The sequence below is a fragment of the uncultured Acinetobacter sp. genome (genome assembly GCF_947626835.1).
Taxonomy (GTDB): Bacteria; Pseudomonadota; Gammaproteobacteria; order Pseudomonadales; family Moraxellaceae; genus Acinetobacter.
Genome location: NZ_CANQTS010000003.1, coordinates 41,208 through 57,913 on the forward strand (window position 1 = coordinate 41,208; position 16,706 = coordinate 57,913).

Genomic DNA, 16,706 nt, shown 5'->3' on the forward strand with positions numbered 1-16,706 from the left:
TGTTTTAAGTGCAAGAAAAGACGATAGAACAAGCAGACCGATTCGGCTACAATATCGCTAATTTTTATCTATTTGATCAACTCTGATCTTTGCACTGCACATCTTGCAGTAGGTGTATTTCCATGAGCTTTACAGATGAATTAGCGGCACAAGTCGCTCAGCGTCGTACTTTCGCGATTATTTCCCACCCCGATGCCGGTAAAACCACCATGACAGAAAAACTGTTGTTATGGGGTCAGGCCATTCAGGTGGCAGGGATGGTCAAAAGCCGTAAATCTGACCGTGCAGCAACCTCAGATTGGATGGAAATGGAAAAAGAGCGTGGTATCTCAATCACCACCTCAGTGATGCAATTCCCATTCAAAGACAAAATGATTAACTTACTTGACACCCCGGGACATGAAGATTTCTCGGAAGATACCTATCGTACTTTAACCGCAGTAGACTCTGCATTAATGGTGATTGATGGTGCCAAAGGTGTCGAGGATCGTACCATTAAATTGATGGATGTGTGTCGTATGCGTGATACACCCATTATCTCTTTTGTCAACAAAATGGACCGTGAAATCCGTGAGCCATTAGAATTGCTTGATGAAATTGAAAACGTATTAAAAATTAAATGTGTACCACTGACTTGGCCTTTAGGTACGGGTCGTGACTTTGCTGGTGTGTATAACTTAATTGAAGAAAAATTTTATGTCTATAAAGCCGGCTTTGGTTCAGTGATTACTGATATTGAAGTCCGTGATGGCTATGACCATGCAGATTTACGTGAAAAAGTCGGTGAGTTGGCATGGGCTGCATTTGAAGAATCTTTAGAATTGGTACAAATGGCCAATGAGCCGTTAGATCGTGAAGAATTCTTAGCGGGTCGTCAAACCCCTGTGTTGTTTGGTACAGCTTTGGGTAACTTTGGTGTGGATCATGTCTTAGATGCATTTAGCCAATATGCACCTGAACCTAAAGCACATCCAACTAAAGATCGCGTTGTAGATGCTAAAGAACAAGGTTTCACAGGTTTCGTGTTTAAAATCCAAGCCAATATGGATCCAAAACACCGTGACCGTATTGCCTTTATGCGTATTTGCTCAGGTAAATATGAAAAAGGTTTGAAAATGAAACATGTACGTTTAGGTAAAGACGTGCGTATTTCTGATGCTTTAACCTTCTTAGCCGGTGACCGTCAGCATTTAGAAGAAGCATGGCCGGGTGATATTATTGGTTTACATAACCACGGTACTATTCAAATTGGCGATACCTTTACCTCAGGTGAAGATTTACAATTTACCGGTATTCCGCACTTTGCTCCAGAAATGTTCCGCCGTGTACGTTTAAAAGATCCACTAAAATCAAAACAGCTACAAAAAGGCTTAAAAGAGCTCTCTGAAGAGGGTGCAACGCAAGTCTTTATGCCACAGCACAATAACGATTTAATTGTGGGTGCTGTCGGTGTGTTACAGTTTGAAGTGGTCGCGTATCGTCTAAAAGAAGAGTACAAAGTAGATTGCGTGTACGAGCCGGTGAGCATCAACACAGTACGTTGGGTGACCTGTGACGATGAAAAGAAATTCAACGAATTTAAGAAAAAAGCCCATGACCAATTGTCTGTTGATGGTGGTGGTCATTTAACTTATCTGGCACCAAGTCGTGTTAATTTACAACTGATGCAAGAGCGTTATCCAGACATCGTGTTCCGTAATACGCGCGAACACTAAGTTAAGCCTTTAAAAAAAGCTCAATCATGGATTGGGCTTTTTTTTATGCTGAGTCTTTTAGCTCGCGCCCAGTTGGGATGTGAAATTTTTTGTGTCATGTGCCTTGTGCATGCTTACAGCTAGGTTTTACTCAAAGCTAAATTGCAATAAGATGAGATCAAATAGCTTTGCTTTTGTTTTTGCCACAATAGCCATGAGAGAAAAAACATGAACTATCCTATTGCATTGTTGAGTATCTGCATCATTGCTGTTTGCGCAGCATGTCAGCCTAAACCTGAGCAAACCAGTCAAAGCCAAGCAAGTTCTGAGGCCTTAACTACAGTTGAACAACCTCGCTTAATGGCAGAAAATCAGCGCCTTGATTTAAATCTGCCGGAGTGCCAAGGCAATAACTGTGCTGAGATGAGCATTGAGCGTTTAAGTAGTAATCATCCCAATATTGATGCATGGGTAGATCAACAAATCATAAAACAACTACAACAAATTTTATCCATTGCACCCAAAAATAGTCTTGTAGCACAAGCCTCTAGCAGTGAAGCCACCGCAAGTTCACAGGCCAATGTTTCGCTTAATGCAGCACAAGTTTTGCTTGAGCAGGTGAATCCTTTTATTCAATCATTTTTATTTTTAGATCAAGAGCTGAAACAGTTAAATGCCAATCATCAAATTAACTTAATGATTAAGCCACGCATTTTAAATGATCAAGCACCGCTTGCCACGGTAGTACTCAATAGCAGCAGCTATTTAGGTGGGGCACATGGTTCTTCGGCACAGCAATATGGCAATTTTGATTTAAGTACAGCTCAGCAAATTTTGCTTGATGATATTGTCTTAGCTAAGCAAAAAGCTGCACTTGAAAGAGCTGCCTATGCGGTGTTTAAAGAGTGGGTTATAGAGGCAAAATTGGCAGAGAACGTCAGTGATTATGAACAAGCATGGAAATTTTACTTATCGGATAATTTTTACTTAAGCCAACAGGGGTTAATTTTGCAATATGCCGAGTATGAAATTGGACCTTATGTGGTTGGTTTACCGAAACTGGTCATTGCTTATGAAGATTTAGACGGCATTTTAAAACCTGAGTATTTACCAAAATCTAAGCAAGTTGTGAACTAACATGACGATTCAGTTGTTTGATACGCATACGCATTTTGATGTGCCAGATTTTGAACATGACCGTTTACAATTAGCACGTGTGGCTTATCAAAATGGCGTCGCGCATTTGGTGTTAATTGGTTTTGTAGCCGAACGCTTTCATGATTTAGTTCAATGTCATCATAATTTATTGCAAGAAAAAGACATACCACAAAGCCATTTAGCACCGGGCTTGCATCCATTTTATATTGAACAGCATCAGCCACAAGATTTAAGCCAACTTGAAGATCTACTGCGTAGCCAAGATTGTGTAGCGATCGGAGAAATTGGTTTAGATACTTTTTTAAAGCAGCATAAACAGCCTGAGCTATTTGCAAAGCAACAGCAGTATTTTCAGCTACAGCTCGAACTTGCCAAAGACTACCAAAAACCAGTGTTATTGCATGTTCGTAAAGCCCATGCCGAGGTGCTCAAAATACTCAAACAGCACCAGTTTAAACAAGGTGGTATTGCACATGCCTTTAGTGGTGGTGTTGAAGAAGCCAAAGCTTTAATTGGCTTGGGTTTTAAAATCGGGATTACCGGACAGGTCAGTCAACCCAATGCCAAAAAATTGCATCGGGTGATTCAAGCCATTGGCGCCGAGCATTTGGTGATAGAAACCGATTGCCCCGATATGACACCGTTGTGTTGTCAACGCGAACATCAACATAGCCGAAATACACCGGGAAATTTAATTTATGTACTGGAGGCTTTGGCGCAAACTTTACAATACGATCAAGCCAAGCTTGCCCCGATTTTATGGCAAAACAGTTTTACGGCATTGGCACTGGCTAAACCGCTCTAGCCCCATACTCTGAAACACAGTAAAATAGCGCCTCTTGTAACCATGTTGATTGCACCATGACTGATGTATTAGATGACGAATATGAACGCCGTTTTGCTGGCGTGGCTAAAATCTATGGCGATGATGAATTTACCCATTATGCCAACAGTCATGTGATGGTCATAGGCATTGGTGGGGTCGGCTCATGGGCGGTTGAGGCCTTAGCACGTACAGGTTTGGGTGAATTAACATTGGTAGACATGGATGTGGTGGCTGCTTCCAATATCAATCGTCAATTGCCTGCCATGAGCAGCACTTTAGGACATGAAAAAATTGAAGTGATGGCACAGCGTTGCCGTGCCATTAATCCACGTATCAAGATTAATTTAGTGGATGATTATTTAACGCCTGAAAATGTCAAAGATTTGTTACAAAACCCACCAGATTTAATCTTAGATTGCATTGATGATGTTAAAGCCAAATTGGCGCTCATGTTGTATTGTCGTTTTAATAAGATTCCCTTAATTGTGTCAGGCGGTGCAGGTGGCAAGATTGACCCACTTAAAATTCGCGTTGCTGATTTATCCAAAACCGAACAAGACCCAATGTTAGCCAAACTCCGTGCACAGTTACGCAGTAAAGGCATTTGCAAAAAGCCCAAAGATAAATTTGGTATTACCTGTGTGTATTCTATAGATAATCCATTTTCAAGCACAGATGTTTGCCCAAGTGCAGGTTTGCGTTGTGGTGGCTATGGTTCTGCTGTGGTGGTCACATCCAGTTTTGCAATGGTGGCTGTGGCTGAGGTTTTGAAAAAGCTAGATCAGATTAAATTGCGTGCAGGATAGTTTTTGCCAACACATTGGTTAAAGTTTAGACAAAAAATCCTGAGTTTTATACTTGGGATTTTATTTTGATTGAATGTGATCTTTAAAGATGGCGGATAGGCTATACAACTAAATCTAATTTATATTTAAATAATGTTAAATATATCTAATAAAAAAATAATTTTGCGTCTTGGTTAATTGTTTATTTTCATAAGCTTGTCATATCTAACATTTTTCCTAAAATCCTTAATTTTCGTAAGCATTTTGCAATATTAAGTATAGAATTTGTTATATATGGTCAATTGGTATGCAATGCGAATTGTCTAACATAACGCGTGAAAAATGCCTGTATTTTCAGGTGTTTTTTCGCTGTTGATTTTAAACTCTCTCCAAATCACGCTTTAGTGGGTTACAAATGAAAGACAATTTAGTGGAAAACCGCCTGTTCCGCATAAAAAGTAATTTTGACCAGCTTGTTATTGGTCAAGTGACTCAAATAGATGATCTGTTACAAAGCAGTCAATTGCTCTATACCAACTACCATAAGTGTGGTTATTTAAAACAAGGCACGCCATTTTTATATTTGCCACAATATTGCCATCGTTCTAATTTTCTGTTTACTGCCAAAGAAAACGACAGCATTGTGGGCACAATTGGCATTATTCAAGATGATGAATTACCAGCCTATGCAGCCTATAAAGCCGACATCGATGCGCTTAATATTACTGAAGGCAAGCGTATTGAATTAGGCTCATTGGCGATTCGCGAAGATTATCAGCATCAAAACTTATTTTATGATTTGTATTCAAGTGCTGTGTTATTCGCCATTTTTAAAGTGCGTGCCAAGCATATCTTTATTCAAGTAGACAGTAAAAAAGCCTCATTTTACGAGCGTTTATTCTTTAAAAAAGTCGGTGATAATCGCATTTTAGATGAATATAACGGTGTGACGTCATCTTTATTGTATATGGATGTAGAACGAGCGTGGAAGTTGGTACGTCGTCGTTGCCAAGGGCAGAGCAATACGGCGGTGGTGATGAATATGCTCAAAATGTTTGGCGTGTATGATCGTTATAAAGTACTAAGTCCGGTACAGCTACGCGATATGTCCAAATATTGGAGTGCCAATGACCTCAGCCATTATGAAAAAGCCTGCGGTCATCACTAAAAAAAAGCCCCCATATGGGGGCCTTTTTTATTGCTGTACTTGATGCTCACGCAAATAATCTTCAGTGCGTTTAATGGCATCTTGCATATTTAAGATTGCCGTTTCCACGTCTTTTAAAGTTTTGGCATTGCCACCACTTAAGGACTGACGCCATTTACGTGCGCCAGGTAAATTTTGGAATAAGCCTAAAATATGACGGGTAATAATAGAAAGCGGTGCACCTTCTGCTAAACGCTTGGCAATATACGGCATCATCTCAGACATTATGTCAAAACGATCGGGTGCTGGTAAGTCCCAAAGTTGGCCTAATTCTGCCAACAGATAAGGATTGTGATAGGCCTCACGACCAATCATCACCCCATCGACATGCTTTAAATGTTCTTGAGTTTCGGCAAAAGTTTTAATGCCGCCGTTAATTTCAATGATTAAATCAGGGCGATCTTGTTTTAAACGATACACATCTTCATAACGTAAAGGCGGAACTTCACGGTTTTCTTTCGGCGATAGACCTTGTAATAAAGCAATACGCGCATGCACAATAAAATTATTACAACCGGTTTTTGCGACAGTATCGACAAAATGTAGCATCTCTTCATACGAGTGCATATCGTCAATGCCAATACGATGCTTCACGCTGACAGGAATATCTACCGCATGACGCATCTCGCTGATGCATTCAGCAACAAGGTCAGGTTCTGCCATGAGGCAGGCGCCAATTTTATTATTTTGTACACGGTCACTTGGACAACCCACATTAAGGTTGACTTCGTTATAGCCCCAATCTTGCGCCATTTTGCTACATAACGCTAAATCTTTAGGATTTGAGCCACCGAGTTGTAACACAATCGGCTGTTCTTCTTGGTTAAAGTCTAAATGGCGTTTGGCATCACCGTGAATAATTGCGCCCGTGGTCACCATTTCGGTATATAAAATCACATTGGGATTAAATAAACGCGCAAAATAACGGTAATCTTTGGTGGTCCAATCCATCATAGGTGCCACTGATATTCTTGGAAGCCTTGATATACCTGTGTTTTGTTTTAAATCAGTCATTTAAGCACCTGTGAGCATTCGTATCATTTACGATAAATTTGTATCTTTTCCTATCTTTTTGCAACTCTTGCAACTATATTTGCAACCATTCCCCGTTCATTTAAGAAATAGTTGCAAGCATGGGCTATATCACAGAGTTAAAATCCAAAACTAAAGGTACCAGATACAAGGCTGTGATCAATATTCGCAAGCCAAGTGAGGGTATCGAGTACTTTGATACTGAAACATTTAGTACCAGAGCTTTGGCAAAAGCGTGGCTAAAAAGAGAAGAGGACAGATTAGAAAAGAATCCTCACTTGTTGTCAACCGACAAAGATGCTCTGGCATCTGCTGCCATGTCTTTAGCATCCGCAATTACCAGGTATAAATCTGAAATTTCAGACTATGGCAGGACTAAGGCATTTACCCTTGAGATGCTGAAAAAGTTCGATATATCTCAAAAGTCCTTGGCAGGTCTGAAGCGTACTGACTATGCACAACATGCTTTGCGTAGACGTGACGGCTACAAAAATGAAAATTATGATTTAGCTCCTGTTGAGCCGAGTACTATTCTTTTCGAGTTCCAGTGCATCAAATCAGTATTGGACCATGCTGAATTGCTTTGGGGTGTAGAGATCAACTTCAATGAGTATGAAAAGGCAGTCAAAGGGCTAAGAAAATCCCGTGTGATTTCAGAATCTGAAGAGCGTAACCGGTTGCCAACGTCCAAGGAATTGCAAGATCTGACCACGTATGCGTACATGGATTTTCATTTAAAGAATTATTCAAATACGCCACTATATTTAATCATGTGGTTAGACATTTACACGGGTCGTCGTTTAGGTGAATTGCCACGGCTTGAAATACAGCACTATGATCGTGAGCACAAAAAATGGTATCTGGAGGCAGTGAAGCATCCCACCAAGAAAAACAATGACAAATGGTTTGTGGTCTCAGATGAAGCAGCTGAAATTATTGATGAATTACTCAAGCCTGAAATCCGTAAAAAGATGCTTTTACGTGGCGGTGATGATCGGTACTTGATCCCAACACATGAGGAAAATATTGCACGTCATTGGCAGAAAATTAAGAAACAAGTGGGTATCGATGATTTGCGTTTTCATGACCTGCGCCATGAAGCAGCAACACGATTGGCAGAGCAGGGCTTAACGGTACCACAGATCCAGCAGTACACTTTGCACGATGACTGGAATAGTCTGAAACGGTATGTCAATTTAGATATTATTCGAAAGGATTTGCTTACATATAAGCTAGCGATTGAAGTTGCCAAAAAGACATCTATAGATGATATTCTGAATGAATAATTTCATAGAACATATTGATACCAAAAAATAACTTTAATAATGACAATTTAGTATGCTATATATGAATGCATAAATAATAAACACTATGGAGCTAAGCATGAGTTATAAGATTAATCTGAAACTATAAATTTTTTAACTATTCTTTATACAATAATGTATAATCATCGACCAAATTTAACTTAATTGATTTATTTGTAAAGGTTCATTGAATTTTCACAATTAAATGCCATCTTATACTTATATATGAGGCTTACCTTTGGACGATGCAATTAAAGATATCTACTTGCGTGTATTACACATAGCAAATCAATTTTTAAGAGAAAGTAAAATTGTTTCATTGAATATCGACTATTTGAGTAAGATTGATCCTAGTGCCGCTGAGGTTGCAAAGATCATGCATCAATTAGCCAATATTCTTGAAGATCTTGAATGTGATGATCAAAATATTACTTTAAACGTTAAGCAATGCATCTGGGTGATAGAAGGTATTGCTAATGCCATAGTGGCAGGTGACTCGACAGAAGAGATGGAGCAGCTCTACTCTAAACTTGAGAGACATGTAAATGTACCTGTGCTATAGACCCCTAAATATACTGAGGAATGACTATGAAAGACTTTAAACAAATCCGTCGTGAAATATTGATTAGCAAAGCTAATAAATTATTAGATCGTGCTGATTTATTAGTTGCTCGTATTATTGCTAATGCCCATATAGCTGAAGAAGCAAAGACTCAATCAGCTAAAAAAGCTGCTTAAGCTTTAGTTTCTACAGAAAAAAGCCTCGTTATGAGGCTTTTTTATGCTAAATACTAATCATTTTTTCAGACTTTTCTTTAATTTTATTAAATGTCTTTGAATCCAATTACTTTTCAGCAACCTTGAAAAAACGCATCGCCAGCTCCTGCGCTGAGTGATTATTTTTCTTCATGATCTTGGCATCTTGATCAAGCAAAGTGACTGTTTGGTTGATGCGTGTCAGCATAGAATTGACCTGTGACAATTCAATATTCAGCAAAGCAATCGAATTACCGTTTTTGCATTTGTCCTTGGCTTCAATCAAGCCTGCACGTTTGGCTTTGAGTTGGTCACGTAGATCTAAAAGATCATCACGGCTAAATTGTTGGCTGAGTTTCAAAGGGCTAAGTTCTAACAATTGTTCTTGTGCATTTTCGAGTTTCATTACCATTCCCACAGTTTGTATTTAATAAATAAAGTGCCATTTGCTAAGAGCATCAGCTCAAGCATCAACAAGAAAAACTCTGCCATTGCTGAACTCATCCTGAATACGTTGAAATTCTGAAACAGCAATTTGTTGTGCCATTCCATTAATCAGTGATTGAAAATGAGCAAAAATATAAAGTCCGAACTCAGCCATATTCAGCAGCTGCGGATCTTCTAAACTTTTTGTTTTGATCAGTCCAATTTCGGCATGACTGGCAAGCTTGAGTTCAAGCAATAACTGGTAGTATTTATCCAGGTTATGAATATCTACATTTACTGATACATCGGTTGGATCACACATGAATGGTTGGCCACTGTATAAATGGCCAAACACTCGATTATCTTCAAGACGGTCAATAATGCCGTTCCCTGCAAAATGAATTCCTGAAAATTTAGTGCGATTTTCAGAGATAAAACTCACTGCTACATGGTCGCCTGTATTCATGCTGCTAATTCCTTTCTGCGTTGAATAATTTCTGCTTTGCATGCAATGCAGTGATGCTTTTTATTTGATTTGTAGACTTTGAAAAGTGTTTCACCGTGCTTTAAGCATTTACCAGTGAAAGTATCCAGATCAGCATCCAATGCTTTGTGCTTTTCGTCAAAGTTATATTTTTGACGTTGTTGTTCAGTTGTTAGAGGTTTTTCAATAGTTTTTAAAACAGGACGTTTTTTACTGACTGAGCTTGTCATGGTCTGACGCATGGCATGCTGTGAGCTTGTCCATTCGTTCTGTTTTGACTTGTCATTCAGACCTGAATAACCTGCAGGTAATTGATTTGGACACTGTTTTTTTTGCTTGCGTAGGAACCAGCGAACCTGAATATCAAGTCGTCTTGATTCACCTTTTTTTCGTAAAATGTCATGGCTTGAGTTAATGTGCATACTGTTCACCATTCATGGCTTTATGATCGTGCTGAGCCAATGCAGTTTGCTGATCGATATACACAGCAAGATCATGCAAATTGACCATCCAAGATGCTTTTTGTTTTTCACCTAAACGGATCACAGGAAACGGCAATTCTTGTTTCACTGCTTTACGTTTGGCAATTTCGAGTGACATGTGGCTCAAGTAGTCTTCAACCACATTTTCAAGCGGTACCACTGGAGACATGTAGCGCAACACTAGCATCGTGTATGTGTTGATGACTGGAGCAAATTTACTTTTCACTTCAATTCCCCTAGTTCCTTGAAGATACGTTCAGCCGTTTTTACATCAACGGTTGCAGGTACCACATGCTGACCAGGCATGTGAAAAGTAATCACATGCGCACCATTGTTATTACGGATCACCACGTTGTTCACATTGCTGATATTGATAATGTGCTTAGTGTGGTTTAAATCAGTGAATTGCAGCATCGTCGTTCTCCAGCAGCTGCTTCAATGCAGCTTGTTTTTGCTTGAGTTTGAGTTGATGTTCATACGCTTTTAGGACAATAAAAACAGAGAAAATGAACATAAAAACAATGATGTAAAACGGTGAGTATTCATTCATGTCACATACTCCACAGCTTTTAGTGCTGCATTTAAATGTTTTTCTTCATCAGACAAATAGCTCAAAAACTCTTCATCAAGTTCTTTAAGCATGCATTCGCAGCATTTTAATGGATGATGTTCACAGCCTTCAGGTTCAGGCTGCTCAACTTCAGCAATTAGGCAATGGCAGCACTGTTCATCCGTGAAATTTGGACATTTATCCTGGCATGGGTGCTGATTCATGCTGATTCCTCAATAAGTTTGTTTCGGTAAATACGACGTACTTTTTTTTCCAAAGTCTGTTTTTCAATTTGACTTAGTTCTTCGGCTTCAAAAGCTGCTTGAATGAACGCTAAGGCTTGAGATTGGGCATCCAGTAATGCAGCGCTTGAAAGTGCATTAAGTAAATTTTCGATAGCTGCGTTAATCTGCTTCATGCTGTTTTCACGACACATAACTTTCTCCAGATTCGAGCAAAAAGATTGATCTTTGCTGGCTGAGCGAAATCTTCAGCGTGAAGACGTTTGATGATGATTGATTCAAAATTACTTTTTTTCACTAAAAAATACCTTTTAGGTACGATGACAACCAAAAGGATATTTTTTAATAGGTATTTTTGTCAATACTAAAAAGTAATTAAAATGCCTAAAAAGGTATTTTTATGCAGAAAATATACAAAATAATTGTACAAAAGAATATTTTAAGTATGTTTTAAGGTTGTTTAGACAACAAAAAACCACTCCGTGGAGTGGTTTCTGGTATTTATTGGGCTAAATTAATCTTTGATAGGTTGTTTTTGGCTAGCTGGGTAAAACGCTACGATTGGCAAAATATTTTTAATGTTATTTCTATCTAAACTCAAACGTTCACCATCAAGTGTTTCGATGTCCATGATCCCGTCACGTTCAAATAAAAATTCCCCTAAAACGATCTCTCCTTGAATCGTAATAAGAACAGCATCATCCCCAGATTCAATGATTTTTTTAGCATCACACAGAAAAACGAAACCGACTTTATAAGGTTTAGGATAGCCACTTCCTGTCACTTCAAAAGCAATTGGTGATTCAACTGTGGGTGAAACAAAAATAGAACTTTTAGCCGTAGGCAGTTCTGAAATTTCCAAGTCCTCTCCTTTTTGAATTTTGATTGAATTCTTAATGTTCAAAATTCTATAACCATTTTCGGTTGTAACGGAAGAGGGTTCAGCAACTAAATTGGTATTTTTTAGGTTATCTGCGACATTCTTTGTCGCTCTACCCGAATTATATGCAACTCTGAACACTTCAGCTTTGGTATGTTCGTGGTCAAGCCATCCTTCAGGGACATTGAAAGCATCAGTAATTTTCTTAGCATTGTTGTTGCCAATATTTTTGGGAGCATTTGCAGAAAGATATTGATTTAAAAGGGTATATTCGATTCCAACAAAAGTAGCAAACTCTTTACGTTCAAAAAAATCGAGCAACTCTAATGTATTTCTTTTTCTAATTTCTTTAACCGATAACATCAGGTTTATCTCCAGGTGGAAATTTCAGTCAGTGGTGACTTACTTACTTACGTACTTACTTGGCAGGTATTATCAGCTAAAACATTGACCGAAAAAATACCCTACAAAACAACTAAAACAGCTTTTAAGGTAATTTATTTTTAATCTGGGGCTTGATTAAAAAATACCGAAAAGGTATTTTACTCAAAACGAATACCAAAAAGGTTGTTAAAATGTGTACTCCATTCAATGAGTTCATCGAGCAATTACATAAAGATGGTGGTCTTGAAGACTACGCCTTACGTGTTGGTACTTCTCCACAGTATTTGTTCACGCATCTGAAGCATCGTCGCAAGATCCCCAACAAGCAGTTTATGCAAATACTCGCTCAGGAAAGCAATGGGGCATTCACTTTCAAAGACCTTGTGCTTTGGTTCTACGGTTTGAAGACAGCTTAGACAGCTTTTTCTCAAATAAATACGATTATTAGACAGGATTAAAATCATGGTTAAGAAAAATCGGAAAGTATTACCGCTGTCAATGGCTCTTCGTGCTGCTGTTTACAGTGAAACAGATCATTCATTAATGGCCCATATTGCTGAAAAGAACTGCTGGAATATCACAACATTTCGCAATTCATTGTGTCCGACCACGACAACACATAAAGCCAATATTTATCACCTTGAAGCCGTGCTCGCTGAAACTCGTGATCCAGGCATCATGGACAGTCTTTGTGCTATTCATGGCAATGCGGGTTGGTTTGAATTTCCTGAAATTACTGAAGACTTGGATCAATCAAATTACATCAGCAAGGTTGGTGAACTAGCACAAGAACAGGGTGAATTAGCCCAATCGATTGCCAATGCTGTTGCAGATGGTCGGATCACTAAGGTTGAAGAGGATGAGATTTACCAGGAAGTACTGGATCTTGTTCGAGTAGCTACATCTTTGCTGGCTATGGTCAAAAAACAACGTGAGCAGGTGGCGTAATGGTAAAGCCTAGATTCCAATTGGATGATGTAAAAGCCAAAGCGCAAGGCCTTTGGGCTGATACGATTTTTCCAAGATTCAATATCGATGTGCGATTTAAGAAAAAAACGCCATGTCCAGCATGTGGTGGTCGTGATCGTTTTCGTTATGACGATAAAAATGGCAATGGTGATTATATATGCCAGCACTGTGGCGCTGGTGACGGCTTCAGTCTTATCCAAAAATGCACACATTTATCGTTTCCAGACACGATTGCAGAAGTTGCAGCCATTGTCGGACTTGATGCAACGTCAAATATCACAGATGCAGACCGTGAAAAATGGCGTAAAGAAAAAGAGTTACGTGATAAAGAACAGCGTGAACTTGAGCGCAAGCTTCAGGAGAACATTGCACGTAAAGCAGAAAGCATTTTCCGCAATGCTTATTTGGGTGATTTCAGCCTTTATTTGAAAAATAAGCAAATAGACAAGGAACCAAAAATCAAGATTACGCATGACGGTAACTTACTGATCCCTGCATACGATGAGCACGGCAAAATGTGGAATGTGCAAACAATCACACCAGATGGCCAAAAATTTTTTATCACTGATGCTGGAGGTCGTACTGGTGGGTGCTTCTTTATGATCGGTGAAGTACAGCCTGATTTGTATGACGCTCACATCATCTGCATCGCTGAAGGTTATGCAACTGGTATGTCTATCCACATGGCAACAGGTCATCCTGTGGCACTGTCCTTTGTGGCAAATAATTTACCGAAAGTTGGTGCAGCATTACGCAGAAAATACCCGAAAGCCGTGTTTGTCTACTGCGCTGATGATGACAGTGCTAAAGAAGATACAGGTATCAAATATGCTCAAGAAGCACAATCAATTACAGGTGGCATAGTGATTCTGCCTGATTTTACGCAAGTTCAGGAGTCTATCGCATGAATTCTAAAGCTTATACAGACTTCAATGATTTGCATGTTGTTTGCGGGTTAGAAGAGGTAAGCAAACAGATTAATTCTGCTATTTCTTCTTTGCAGTTTTCCCCCGAACCCCCAATAAATGAAGCCCACAATTTTCAGGGTCAAACATTGGATGAAATGGAAAGTAATGCTGTTTTTGAAGGGGGGCAGGGGAGTATTTCGCAGGAAAATGATGCACCTGTTGAAAGTAAGCAGAAACCTGAAATCAATGAGGTTTTGCTGCAAGGTTATCTGAATCGTTATTTTTTAGTTGAAGGTAAAACTGAAATTTGGGATAGCGAGCAAAAAACAGTTATGAAAAAAACTGCTTTTATCGCACTGATTAGCCAAAAGTACTTCAAGCTATGGTCGGCTAAACGTCAAGTGATTTCACAGGATGTATTCCGCAATCACATGGATGAAGCTAATGCAGCCACTATTCAGGAATTATTGGATAACTTTGTCATTTTGGCGGGTACACAAGAATCTTGGAATATTAATCGTCGTGAACGTTGGCTTAACAAAGCAATCAAAGAGGCATATCCAAATATCTATGATTTATGGTTTAAGTCTCCAGTGCGTAAACAAATCTATCACCGTAATTTGATCTTTGATCCGACTTGCTCTCATGACTTAGATGAAAATTATATCAATATGTTTAATGGTTTACCTTTAGATGTATTGCGTGATGCAAATGGTGCTCAAATCTCTGTACAGGATGCTGCAAAAATGTGTCCTGGTATTATTAGTTTGATTCATCATTTATGCAGTCATGAAAAAGAGGCGGTCATGTTCCTGCTTAAATGGTTAGCTTATCCGCTTCAGAATATGGGTGGGAAAATGGCGACTTGTGTACTCATGCATGGTGATACTCAAGGTGCGGGTAAATCATTATTGTTCGGTAAAATCTTTAAAAAGATTTATGGTGACTATCACACAACTGTTGGCCAACAGCAGCTGGATTCTAACTATAACGAATGGATTGAAAATAAACTTTTCGGTTTGTTTGAGGAAATTGTAGATAACAAGAAAAAGCATAACGTGATGGGGATGATTAAACATTTGATCACTGGTGAGACTTTGTATGTCAGTAAAAAGTTTGTCAGTGGTTGGGAAATGGATAACCACTTAAATACGGTATTTTTATCTAACAATACGCAACCATTGCCGATTGAAGAAAAAGACAGACGTTTCCTTGTCCTTAATCCGACTAAAGCTTTGGAAGGGAAATTATATGAAGCAGTGATGCAAGAAATCAATTCTGAAGGTATTCGTGCTTTCTTCACTGTACTCATGGGAATGGATCTAGGGGACTTCAATGGTCATACCAAGCCACCAATGACCAAGGCTAAAAAAGCCTTGATTGACTATTCACGTCCAGGCTTCGATACGTTCTATACGGATTGGAAAAATGGCGAGACAAAGTATCCGTTTATCTCGTGCAAATCCGAACAACTATATCAAGCCTTCATTCAATGGACCAAAAAGACTGGTGAGCATCCAATCAGTATGAAGCGATTCATAGGAGAAGGACGTAAGCACGGCTTTATACCGAGTGAAAAAGCCAAGCATTGGAAAGGTTTGAAGAAGAGTGGCCAGAATAAAATTATTATTATTGGAGTCAAACCAGATGAGAAGAAAGAGCAGGATTGGTTGGGGTTGCAAGTTGAAGAATTTCAAGATAGTCTCGATGGTACTCCAGAGGTTATGGGCTATGGCAATATCTAAAACAAGCATGCCATGTGAACCATGTGAACCTTTGTGTGAATCATTTTACCACAATGGTTCACACGCCAACATACTGAAATCATTAAGTAATTATGCCCATGTGAATGATGTGAACCATTTGCATGCGTGCGCGCGCGTAAAGATAATTTCACTTTTATGTTTTTCCGTCCTTAAAAACATGAAAAAACGAATTTCTCTCACACGTATAAAATCATTAAAACCATTCACATCATTCACATTTTTTAAAAATGCTTATAAAGCATTAATAATTAATAAGAATTTATGTGAACCTTTTTTGATTAATCATTCACACATCATTCACATCATTCACAAAATTTAAAAAGGACAACAAAATGGAAAAATATTTACGTTTGTTAAATCCTAAAACGACAAATTTCGATGCAATCGGTGGCGGTAGCCATGGCTCTATGACTGCACAGGATGTTTGTGTTGCATTGAGTTATGCAAATTTGACCAGCATCCAGCAGTCTCTATTGAATATATGTTCAATGAACCAAAACTCTATTGAGCAAATCAAGGTAACTACAAAACATATTCAAGCTGAATTGAATGCGATGAAGCGTGCAGATCTCTCTGAAGACACAGAAATTTCGATTTTTATTGCCCTTGTTGAATTAAGTAAAGTACCTGGTAGTTATAAACCTTCTGTTCGTAACAGAGCTGTCATCGGTGGTGTGAGTAAAGATCGAGTACAGCGTAAGCTCAATCAAGTAGTCAATGAGTACAAAGGTCTTTTCGAAGATGAAATCAAAGTGATTTCAAGTAAAATAAAATACCAATTTAAAGATTAAATTACTAAAAAGGTATTTTTGGTATTGACAGGTGCGACAGTTTTAATCTACATTTCTCCACA

The 16,706-nt window shown here is 38.8% G+C and carries 23 protein-coding genes; 13 read left to right on the plus strand and 10 right to left on the minus strand.

Going from position 1 to position 16,706, the window contains the following annotated elements; all coding sequences use genetic code 11:
* The first annotated feature begins 122 nt into the window (after positions 1-122).
* The 5 genes from Q0Z55_RS02680 to Q0Z55_RS02700 all read left to right on the plus strand — a co-directional run bounded on the left by Q0Z55_RS02680 (position 123) and on the right by Q0Z55_RS02700 (position 5,631).
* Positions 123-1,715 carry a peptide chain release factor 3 gene (locus Q0Z55_RS02680; RefSeq protein ID WP_297423860.1) on the plus strand — a complete coding sequence of 531 codons (1,593 nt, stop codon included), beginning with the start codon at positions 123-125 and terminating at the stop codon, positions 1,713-1,715.
* Between the two features lie 207 nt (positions 1,716-1,922).
* Entirely contained in the window at positions 1,923-2,831 is a 909-nt protein-coding gene (locus tag Q0Z55_RS02685; RefSeq protein ID WP_297423862.1) for an RsiV family protein, read from the plus strand.
* A gap of 7 nt (positions 2,832-2,838) precedes the next feature.
* A complete protein-coding gene (locus Q0Z55_RS02690) occupies positions 2,839-3,657 on the plus strand; it encodes a TatD family hydrolase (protein WP_297424139.1) in 819 nt (272 codons plus the stop codon).
* A 56-nt stretch (positions 3,658-3,713) separates the two neighbouring features.
* Positions 3,714-4,484, plus strand: coding sequence for a tRNA threonylcarbamoyladenosine dehydratase (locus tag Q0Z55_RS02695; protein WP_297423864.1), 771 nt, complete (start codon positions 3,714-3,716; stop codon positions 4,482-4,484).
* Between the two features lie 394 nt (positions 4,485-4,878).
* Complete coding sequence (locus Q0Z55_RS02700) at positions 4,879-5,631, plus strand: GNAT family N-acetyltransferase (protein ID WP_297423867.1); 753 nt, start codon at positions 4,879-4,881, stop codon at positions 5,629-5,631.
* A gap of 27 nt (positions 5,632-5,658) precedes the next feature.
* On the opposite strand, the gene dusA is transcribed toward Q0Z55_RS02700, so the two are convergent.
* Positions 5,659-6,684 (minus strand): tRNA dihydrouridine(20/20a) synthase DusA, encoded by a 1,026-nt coding sequence (gene dusA, locus Q0Z55_RS02705; RefSeq protein ID WP_297423869.1) that lies wholly within the window; start codon positions 6,682-6,684, stop codon positions 5,659-5,661.
* 119 nt (positions 6,685-6,803) lie between these two features.
* Here dusA and Q0Z55_RS02710 point away from each other — a divergent pair, with 119 nt between their 5' ends.
* From Q0Z55_RS02710 to Q0Z55_RS02720, 3 genes are all read left to right on the plus strand, one after another.
* Complete coding sequence (locus tag Q0Z55_RS02710) at positions 6,804-7,988, plus strand: site-specific integrase (protein ID WP_297423871.1); 1,185 nt, start codon at positions 6,804-6,806, stop codon at positions 7,986-7,988.
* Positions 7,989-8,244: 256 nt separating this feature from the next.
* Complete coding sequence (locus Q0Z55_RS02715; RefSeq protein ID WP_297423873.1) at positions 8,245-8,568, plus strand: hypothetical protein; 324 nt, start codon at positions 8,245-8,247, stop codon at positions 8,566-8,568.
* Between the two features lie 26 nt (positions 8,569-8,594).
* Entirely contained in the window at positions 8,595-8,744 is a 150-nt protein-coding gene (locus Q0Z55_RS02720) for a hypothetical protein (RefSeq protein ID WP_297423875.1), read from the plus strand.
* Between the two features lie 106 nt (positions 8,745-8,850).
* On the opposite strand, the gene Q0Z55_RS02725 is transcribed toward Q0Z55_RS02720, so the two are convergent.
* From Q0Z55_RS02725 to Q0Z55_RS02765, 9 genes are all read right to left on the minus strand, one after another.
* Positions 8,851-9,168, minus strand: coding sequence for a hypothetical protein (locus Q0Z55_RS02725; protein WP_297423877.1), 318 nt, complete (start codon positions 9,166-9,168; stop codon positions 8,851-8,853).
* A 57-nt stretch (positions 9,169-9,225) separates the two neighbouring features.
* Positions 9,226-9,654, minus strand: coding sequence for a hypothetical protein (locus Q0Z55_RS02730; protein WP_297423879.1), 429 nt, complete (start codon positions 9,652-9,654; stop codon positions 9,226-9,228).
* Positions 9,651-10,094 carry a hypothetical protein gene (locus Q0Z55_RS02735; RefSeq protein WP_297423881.1) on the minus strand — a complete coding sequence of 148 codons (444 nt, stop codon included), beginning with the start codon at positions 10,092-10,094 and terminating at the stop codon, positions 9,651-9,653. The genes Q0Z55_RS02730 and Q0Z55_RS02735 overlap by 4 nt, the downstream gene beginning before the upstream one ends.
* A complete protein-coding gene (locus tag Q0Z55_RS02740; RefSeq protein ID WP_120375892.1) occupies positions 10,084-10,341 on the minus strand; it encodes a pyocin activator PrtN family protein in 258 nt (85 codons plus the stop codon). The genes Q0Z55_RS02735 and Q0Z55_RS02740 overlap by 11 nt, the downstream gene beginning before the upstream one ends.
* Before the next feature lie 35 nt (positions 10,342-10,376).
* On the minus strand, positions 10,377-10,568 hold the full coding sequence (locus Q0Z55_RS02745; RefSeq protein ID WP_297423883.1) for a hypothetical protein: 192 nt from the start codon (positions 10,566-10,568) through the stop codon (positions 10,377-10,379).
* Positions 10,552-10,704, minus strand: coding sequence for a hypothetical protein (locus tag Q0Z55_RS02750; RefSeq protein ID WP_171406525.1), 153 nt, complete (start codon positions 10,702-10,704; stop codon positions 10,552-10,554). Before Q0Z55_RS02750 ends, Q0Z55_RS02745 begins: the two co-directional genes overlap by 17 nt.
* Positions 10,701-10,928, minus strand: coding sequence for a hypothetical protein (locus Q0Z55_RS02755; protein WP_297423885.1), 228 nt, complete (start codon positions 10,926-10,928; stop codon positions 10,701-10,703). The genes Q0Z55_RS02750 and Q0Z55_RS02755 overlap by 4 nt, the downstream gene beginning before the upstream one ends.
* Positions 10,925-11,140, minus strand: a complete 216-nt coding sequence (locus tag Q0Z55_RS02760) for a hypothetical protein (RefSeq protein ID WP_297423887.1) — start codon at positions 11,138-11,140, stop codon at positions 10,925-10,927. The genes Q0Z55_RS02755 and Q0Z55_RS02760 overlap by 4 nt, the downstream gene beginning before the upstream one ends.
* Before the next feature lie 320 nt (positions 11,141-11,460).
* Positions 11,461-12,189: a hypothetical protein gene (locus Q0Z55_RS02765; RefSeq protein ID WP_297423889.1), complete on the minus strand. Its 729-nt coding sequence runs from the start codon at positions 12,187-12,189 to the stop codon at positions 11,461-11,463.
* Between the two features lie 212 nt (positions 12,190-12,401).
* Between Q0Z55_RS02765 and Q0Z55_RS02770 the strand changes: the two genes are divergently transcribed.
* The 5 genes from Q0Z55_RS02770 (at position 12,402) to Q0Z55_RS02790 (ending at position 16,644) form a co-directional block, all read left to right on the plus strand.
* Complete coding sequence (locus Q0Z55_RS02770; protein WP_180031473.1) at positions 12,402-12,626, plus strand: hypothetical protein; 225 nt, start codon at positions 12,402-12,404, stop codon at positions 12,624-12,626.
* Between the two features lie 46 nt (positions 12,627-12,672).
* Positions 12,673-13,158: a phage regulatory CII family protein gene (locus Q0Z55_RS02775; protein ID WP_075167508.1), complete on the plus strand. Its 486-nt coding sequence runs from the start codon at positions 12,673-12,675 to the stop codon at positions 13,156-13,158.
* Positions 13,158-14,087, plus strand: a complete 930-nt coding sequence (locus Q0Z55_RS02780; protein ID WP_297423896.1) for a primase-helicase zinc-binding domain-containing protein — start codon at positions 13,158-13,160, stop codon at positions 14,085-14,087. The genes Q0Z55_RS02775 and Q0Z55_RS02780 overlap by 1 nt, the downstream gene beginning before the upstream one ends.
* Positions 14,084-15,832 carry a primase-helicase family protein gene (locus Q0Z55_RS02785; RefSeq protein ID WP_297423898.1) on the plus strand — a complete coding sequence of 583 codons (1,749 nt, stop codon included), beginning with the start codon at positions 14,084-14,086 and terminating at the stop codon, positions 15,830-15,832. Before Q0Z55_RS02780 ends, Q0Z55_RS02785 begins: the two co-directional genes overlap by 4 nt.
* A 353-nt stretch (positions 15,833-16,185) precedes the next feature.
* Positions 16,186-16,644 carry a hypothetical protein gene (locus Q0Z55_RS02790; RefSeq protein ID WP_297423900.1) on the plus strand — a complete coding sequence of 153 codons (459 nt, stop codon included), beginning with the start codon at positions 16,186-16,188 and terminating at the stop codon, positions 16,642-16,644.
* The last annotated feature ends 62 nt before the right edge of the window (positions 16,645-16,706 follow it).

Excerpts from the sequence above, each read along its gene's own strand:
- Q0Z55_RS02680 (WP_297423860.1), top strand. The coding sequence starts at position 123 with ATGAGCTTTACAGATGAATTAGCGGCACAAGTCGCTCAGCGTCGTACT.
- Q0Z55_RS02685 (WP_297423862.1), top strand. The coding sequence starts at position 1,923 with ATGAACTATCCTATTGCATTGTTGAGTATCTGCATCATTGCTGTTTGC.
- Q0Z55_RS02695 (WP_297423864.1), top strand. The coding sequence starts at position 3,714 with ATGACTGATGTATTAGATGACGAATATGAACGCCGTTTTGCTGGCGTG.
- Q0Z55_RS02700 (WP_297423867.1), top strand. The coding sequence starts at position 4,879 with ATGAAAGACAATTTAGTGGAAAACCGCCTGTTCCGCATAAAAAGTAAT.
- dusA (WP_297423869.1), bottom strand. The coding sequence starts at position 6,684 with ATGACTGATTTAAAACAAAACACAGGTATATCAAGGCTTCCAAGAATA.
- Q0Z55_RS02710 (WP_297423871.1), top strand. The coding sequence starts at position 6,804 with ATGGGCTATATCACAGAGTTAAAATCCAAAACTAAAGGTACCAGATAC.
- Q0Z55_RS02720 (WP_297423875.1), top strand. The coding sequence starts at position 8,595 with ATGAAAGACTTTAAACAAATCCGTCGTGAAATATTGATTAGCAAAGCT.
- Q0Z55_RS02725 (WP_297423877.1), bottom strand. The coding sequence starts at position 9,168 with ATGAAACTCGAAAATGCACAAGAACAATTGTTAGAACTTAGCCCTTTG.
- Q0Z55_RS02730 (WP_297423879.1), bottom strand. The coding sequence starts at position 9,654 with ATGAATACAGGCGACCATGTAGCAGTGAGTTTTATCTCTGAAAATCGC.
- Q0Z55_RS02735 (WP_297423881.1), bottom strand. The coding sequence starts at position 10,094 with ATGCACATTAACTCAAGCCATGACATTTTACGAAAAAAAGGTGAATCA.
- Q0Z55_RS02740 (WP_120375892.1), bottom strand. The coding sequence starts at position 10,341 with ATGCTAGTGTTGCGCTACATGTCTCCAGTGGTACCGCTTGAAAATGTG.
- Q0Z55_RS02745 (WP_297423883.1), bottom strand. The coding sequence starts at position 10,568 with ATGCTGCAATTCACTGATTTAAACCACACTAAGCACATTATCAATATC.
- Q0Z55_RS02750 (WP_171406525.1), bottom strand. The coding sequence starts at position 10,704 with ATGAATGAATACTCACCGTTTTACATCATTGTTTTTATGTTCATTTTC.
- Q0Z55_RS02755 (WP_297423885.1), bottom strand. The coding sequence starts at position 10,928 with ATGAATCAGCACCCATGCCAGGATAAATGTCCAAATTTCACGGATGAA.
- Q0Z55_RS02760 (WP_297423887.1), bottom strand. The coding sequence starts at position 11,140 with ATGTGTCGTGAAAACAGCATGAAGCAGATTAACGCAGCTATCGAAAAT.
- Q0Z55_RS02765 (WP_297423889.1), bottom strand. The coding sequence starts at position 12,189 with ATGTTATCGGTTAAAGAAATTAGAAAAAGAAATACATTAGAGTTGCTC.
- Q0Z55_RS02770 (WP_180031473.1), top strand. The coding sequence starts at position 12,402 with ATGTGTACTCCATTCAATGAGTTCATCGAGCAATTACATAAAGATGGT.
- Q0Z55_RS02775 (WP_075167508.1), top strand. The coding sequence starts at position 12,673 with ATGGTTAAGAAAAATCGGAAAGTATTACCGCTGTCAATGGCTCTTCGT.
- Q0Z55_RS02780 (WP_297423896.1), top strand. The coding sequence starts at position 13,158 with ATGGTAAAGCCTAGATTCCAATTGGATGATGTAAAAGCCAAAGCGCAA.
- Q0Z55_RS02785 (WP_297423898.1), top strand. The coding sequence starts at position 14,084 with ATGAATTCTAAAGCTTATACAGACTTCAATGATTTGCATGTTGTTTGC.
- Q0Z55_RS02790 (WP_297423900.1), top strand. The coding sequence starts at position 16,186 with ATGGAAAAATATTTACGTTTGTTAAATCCTAAAACGACAAATTTCGAT.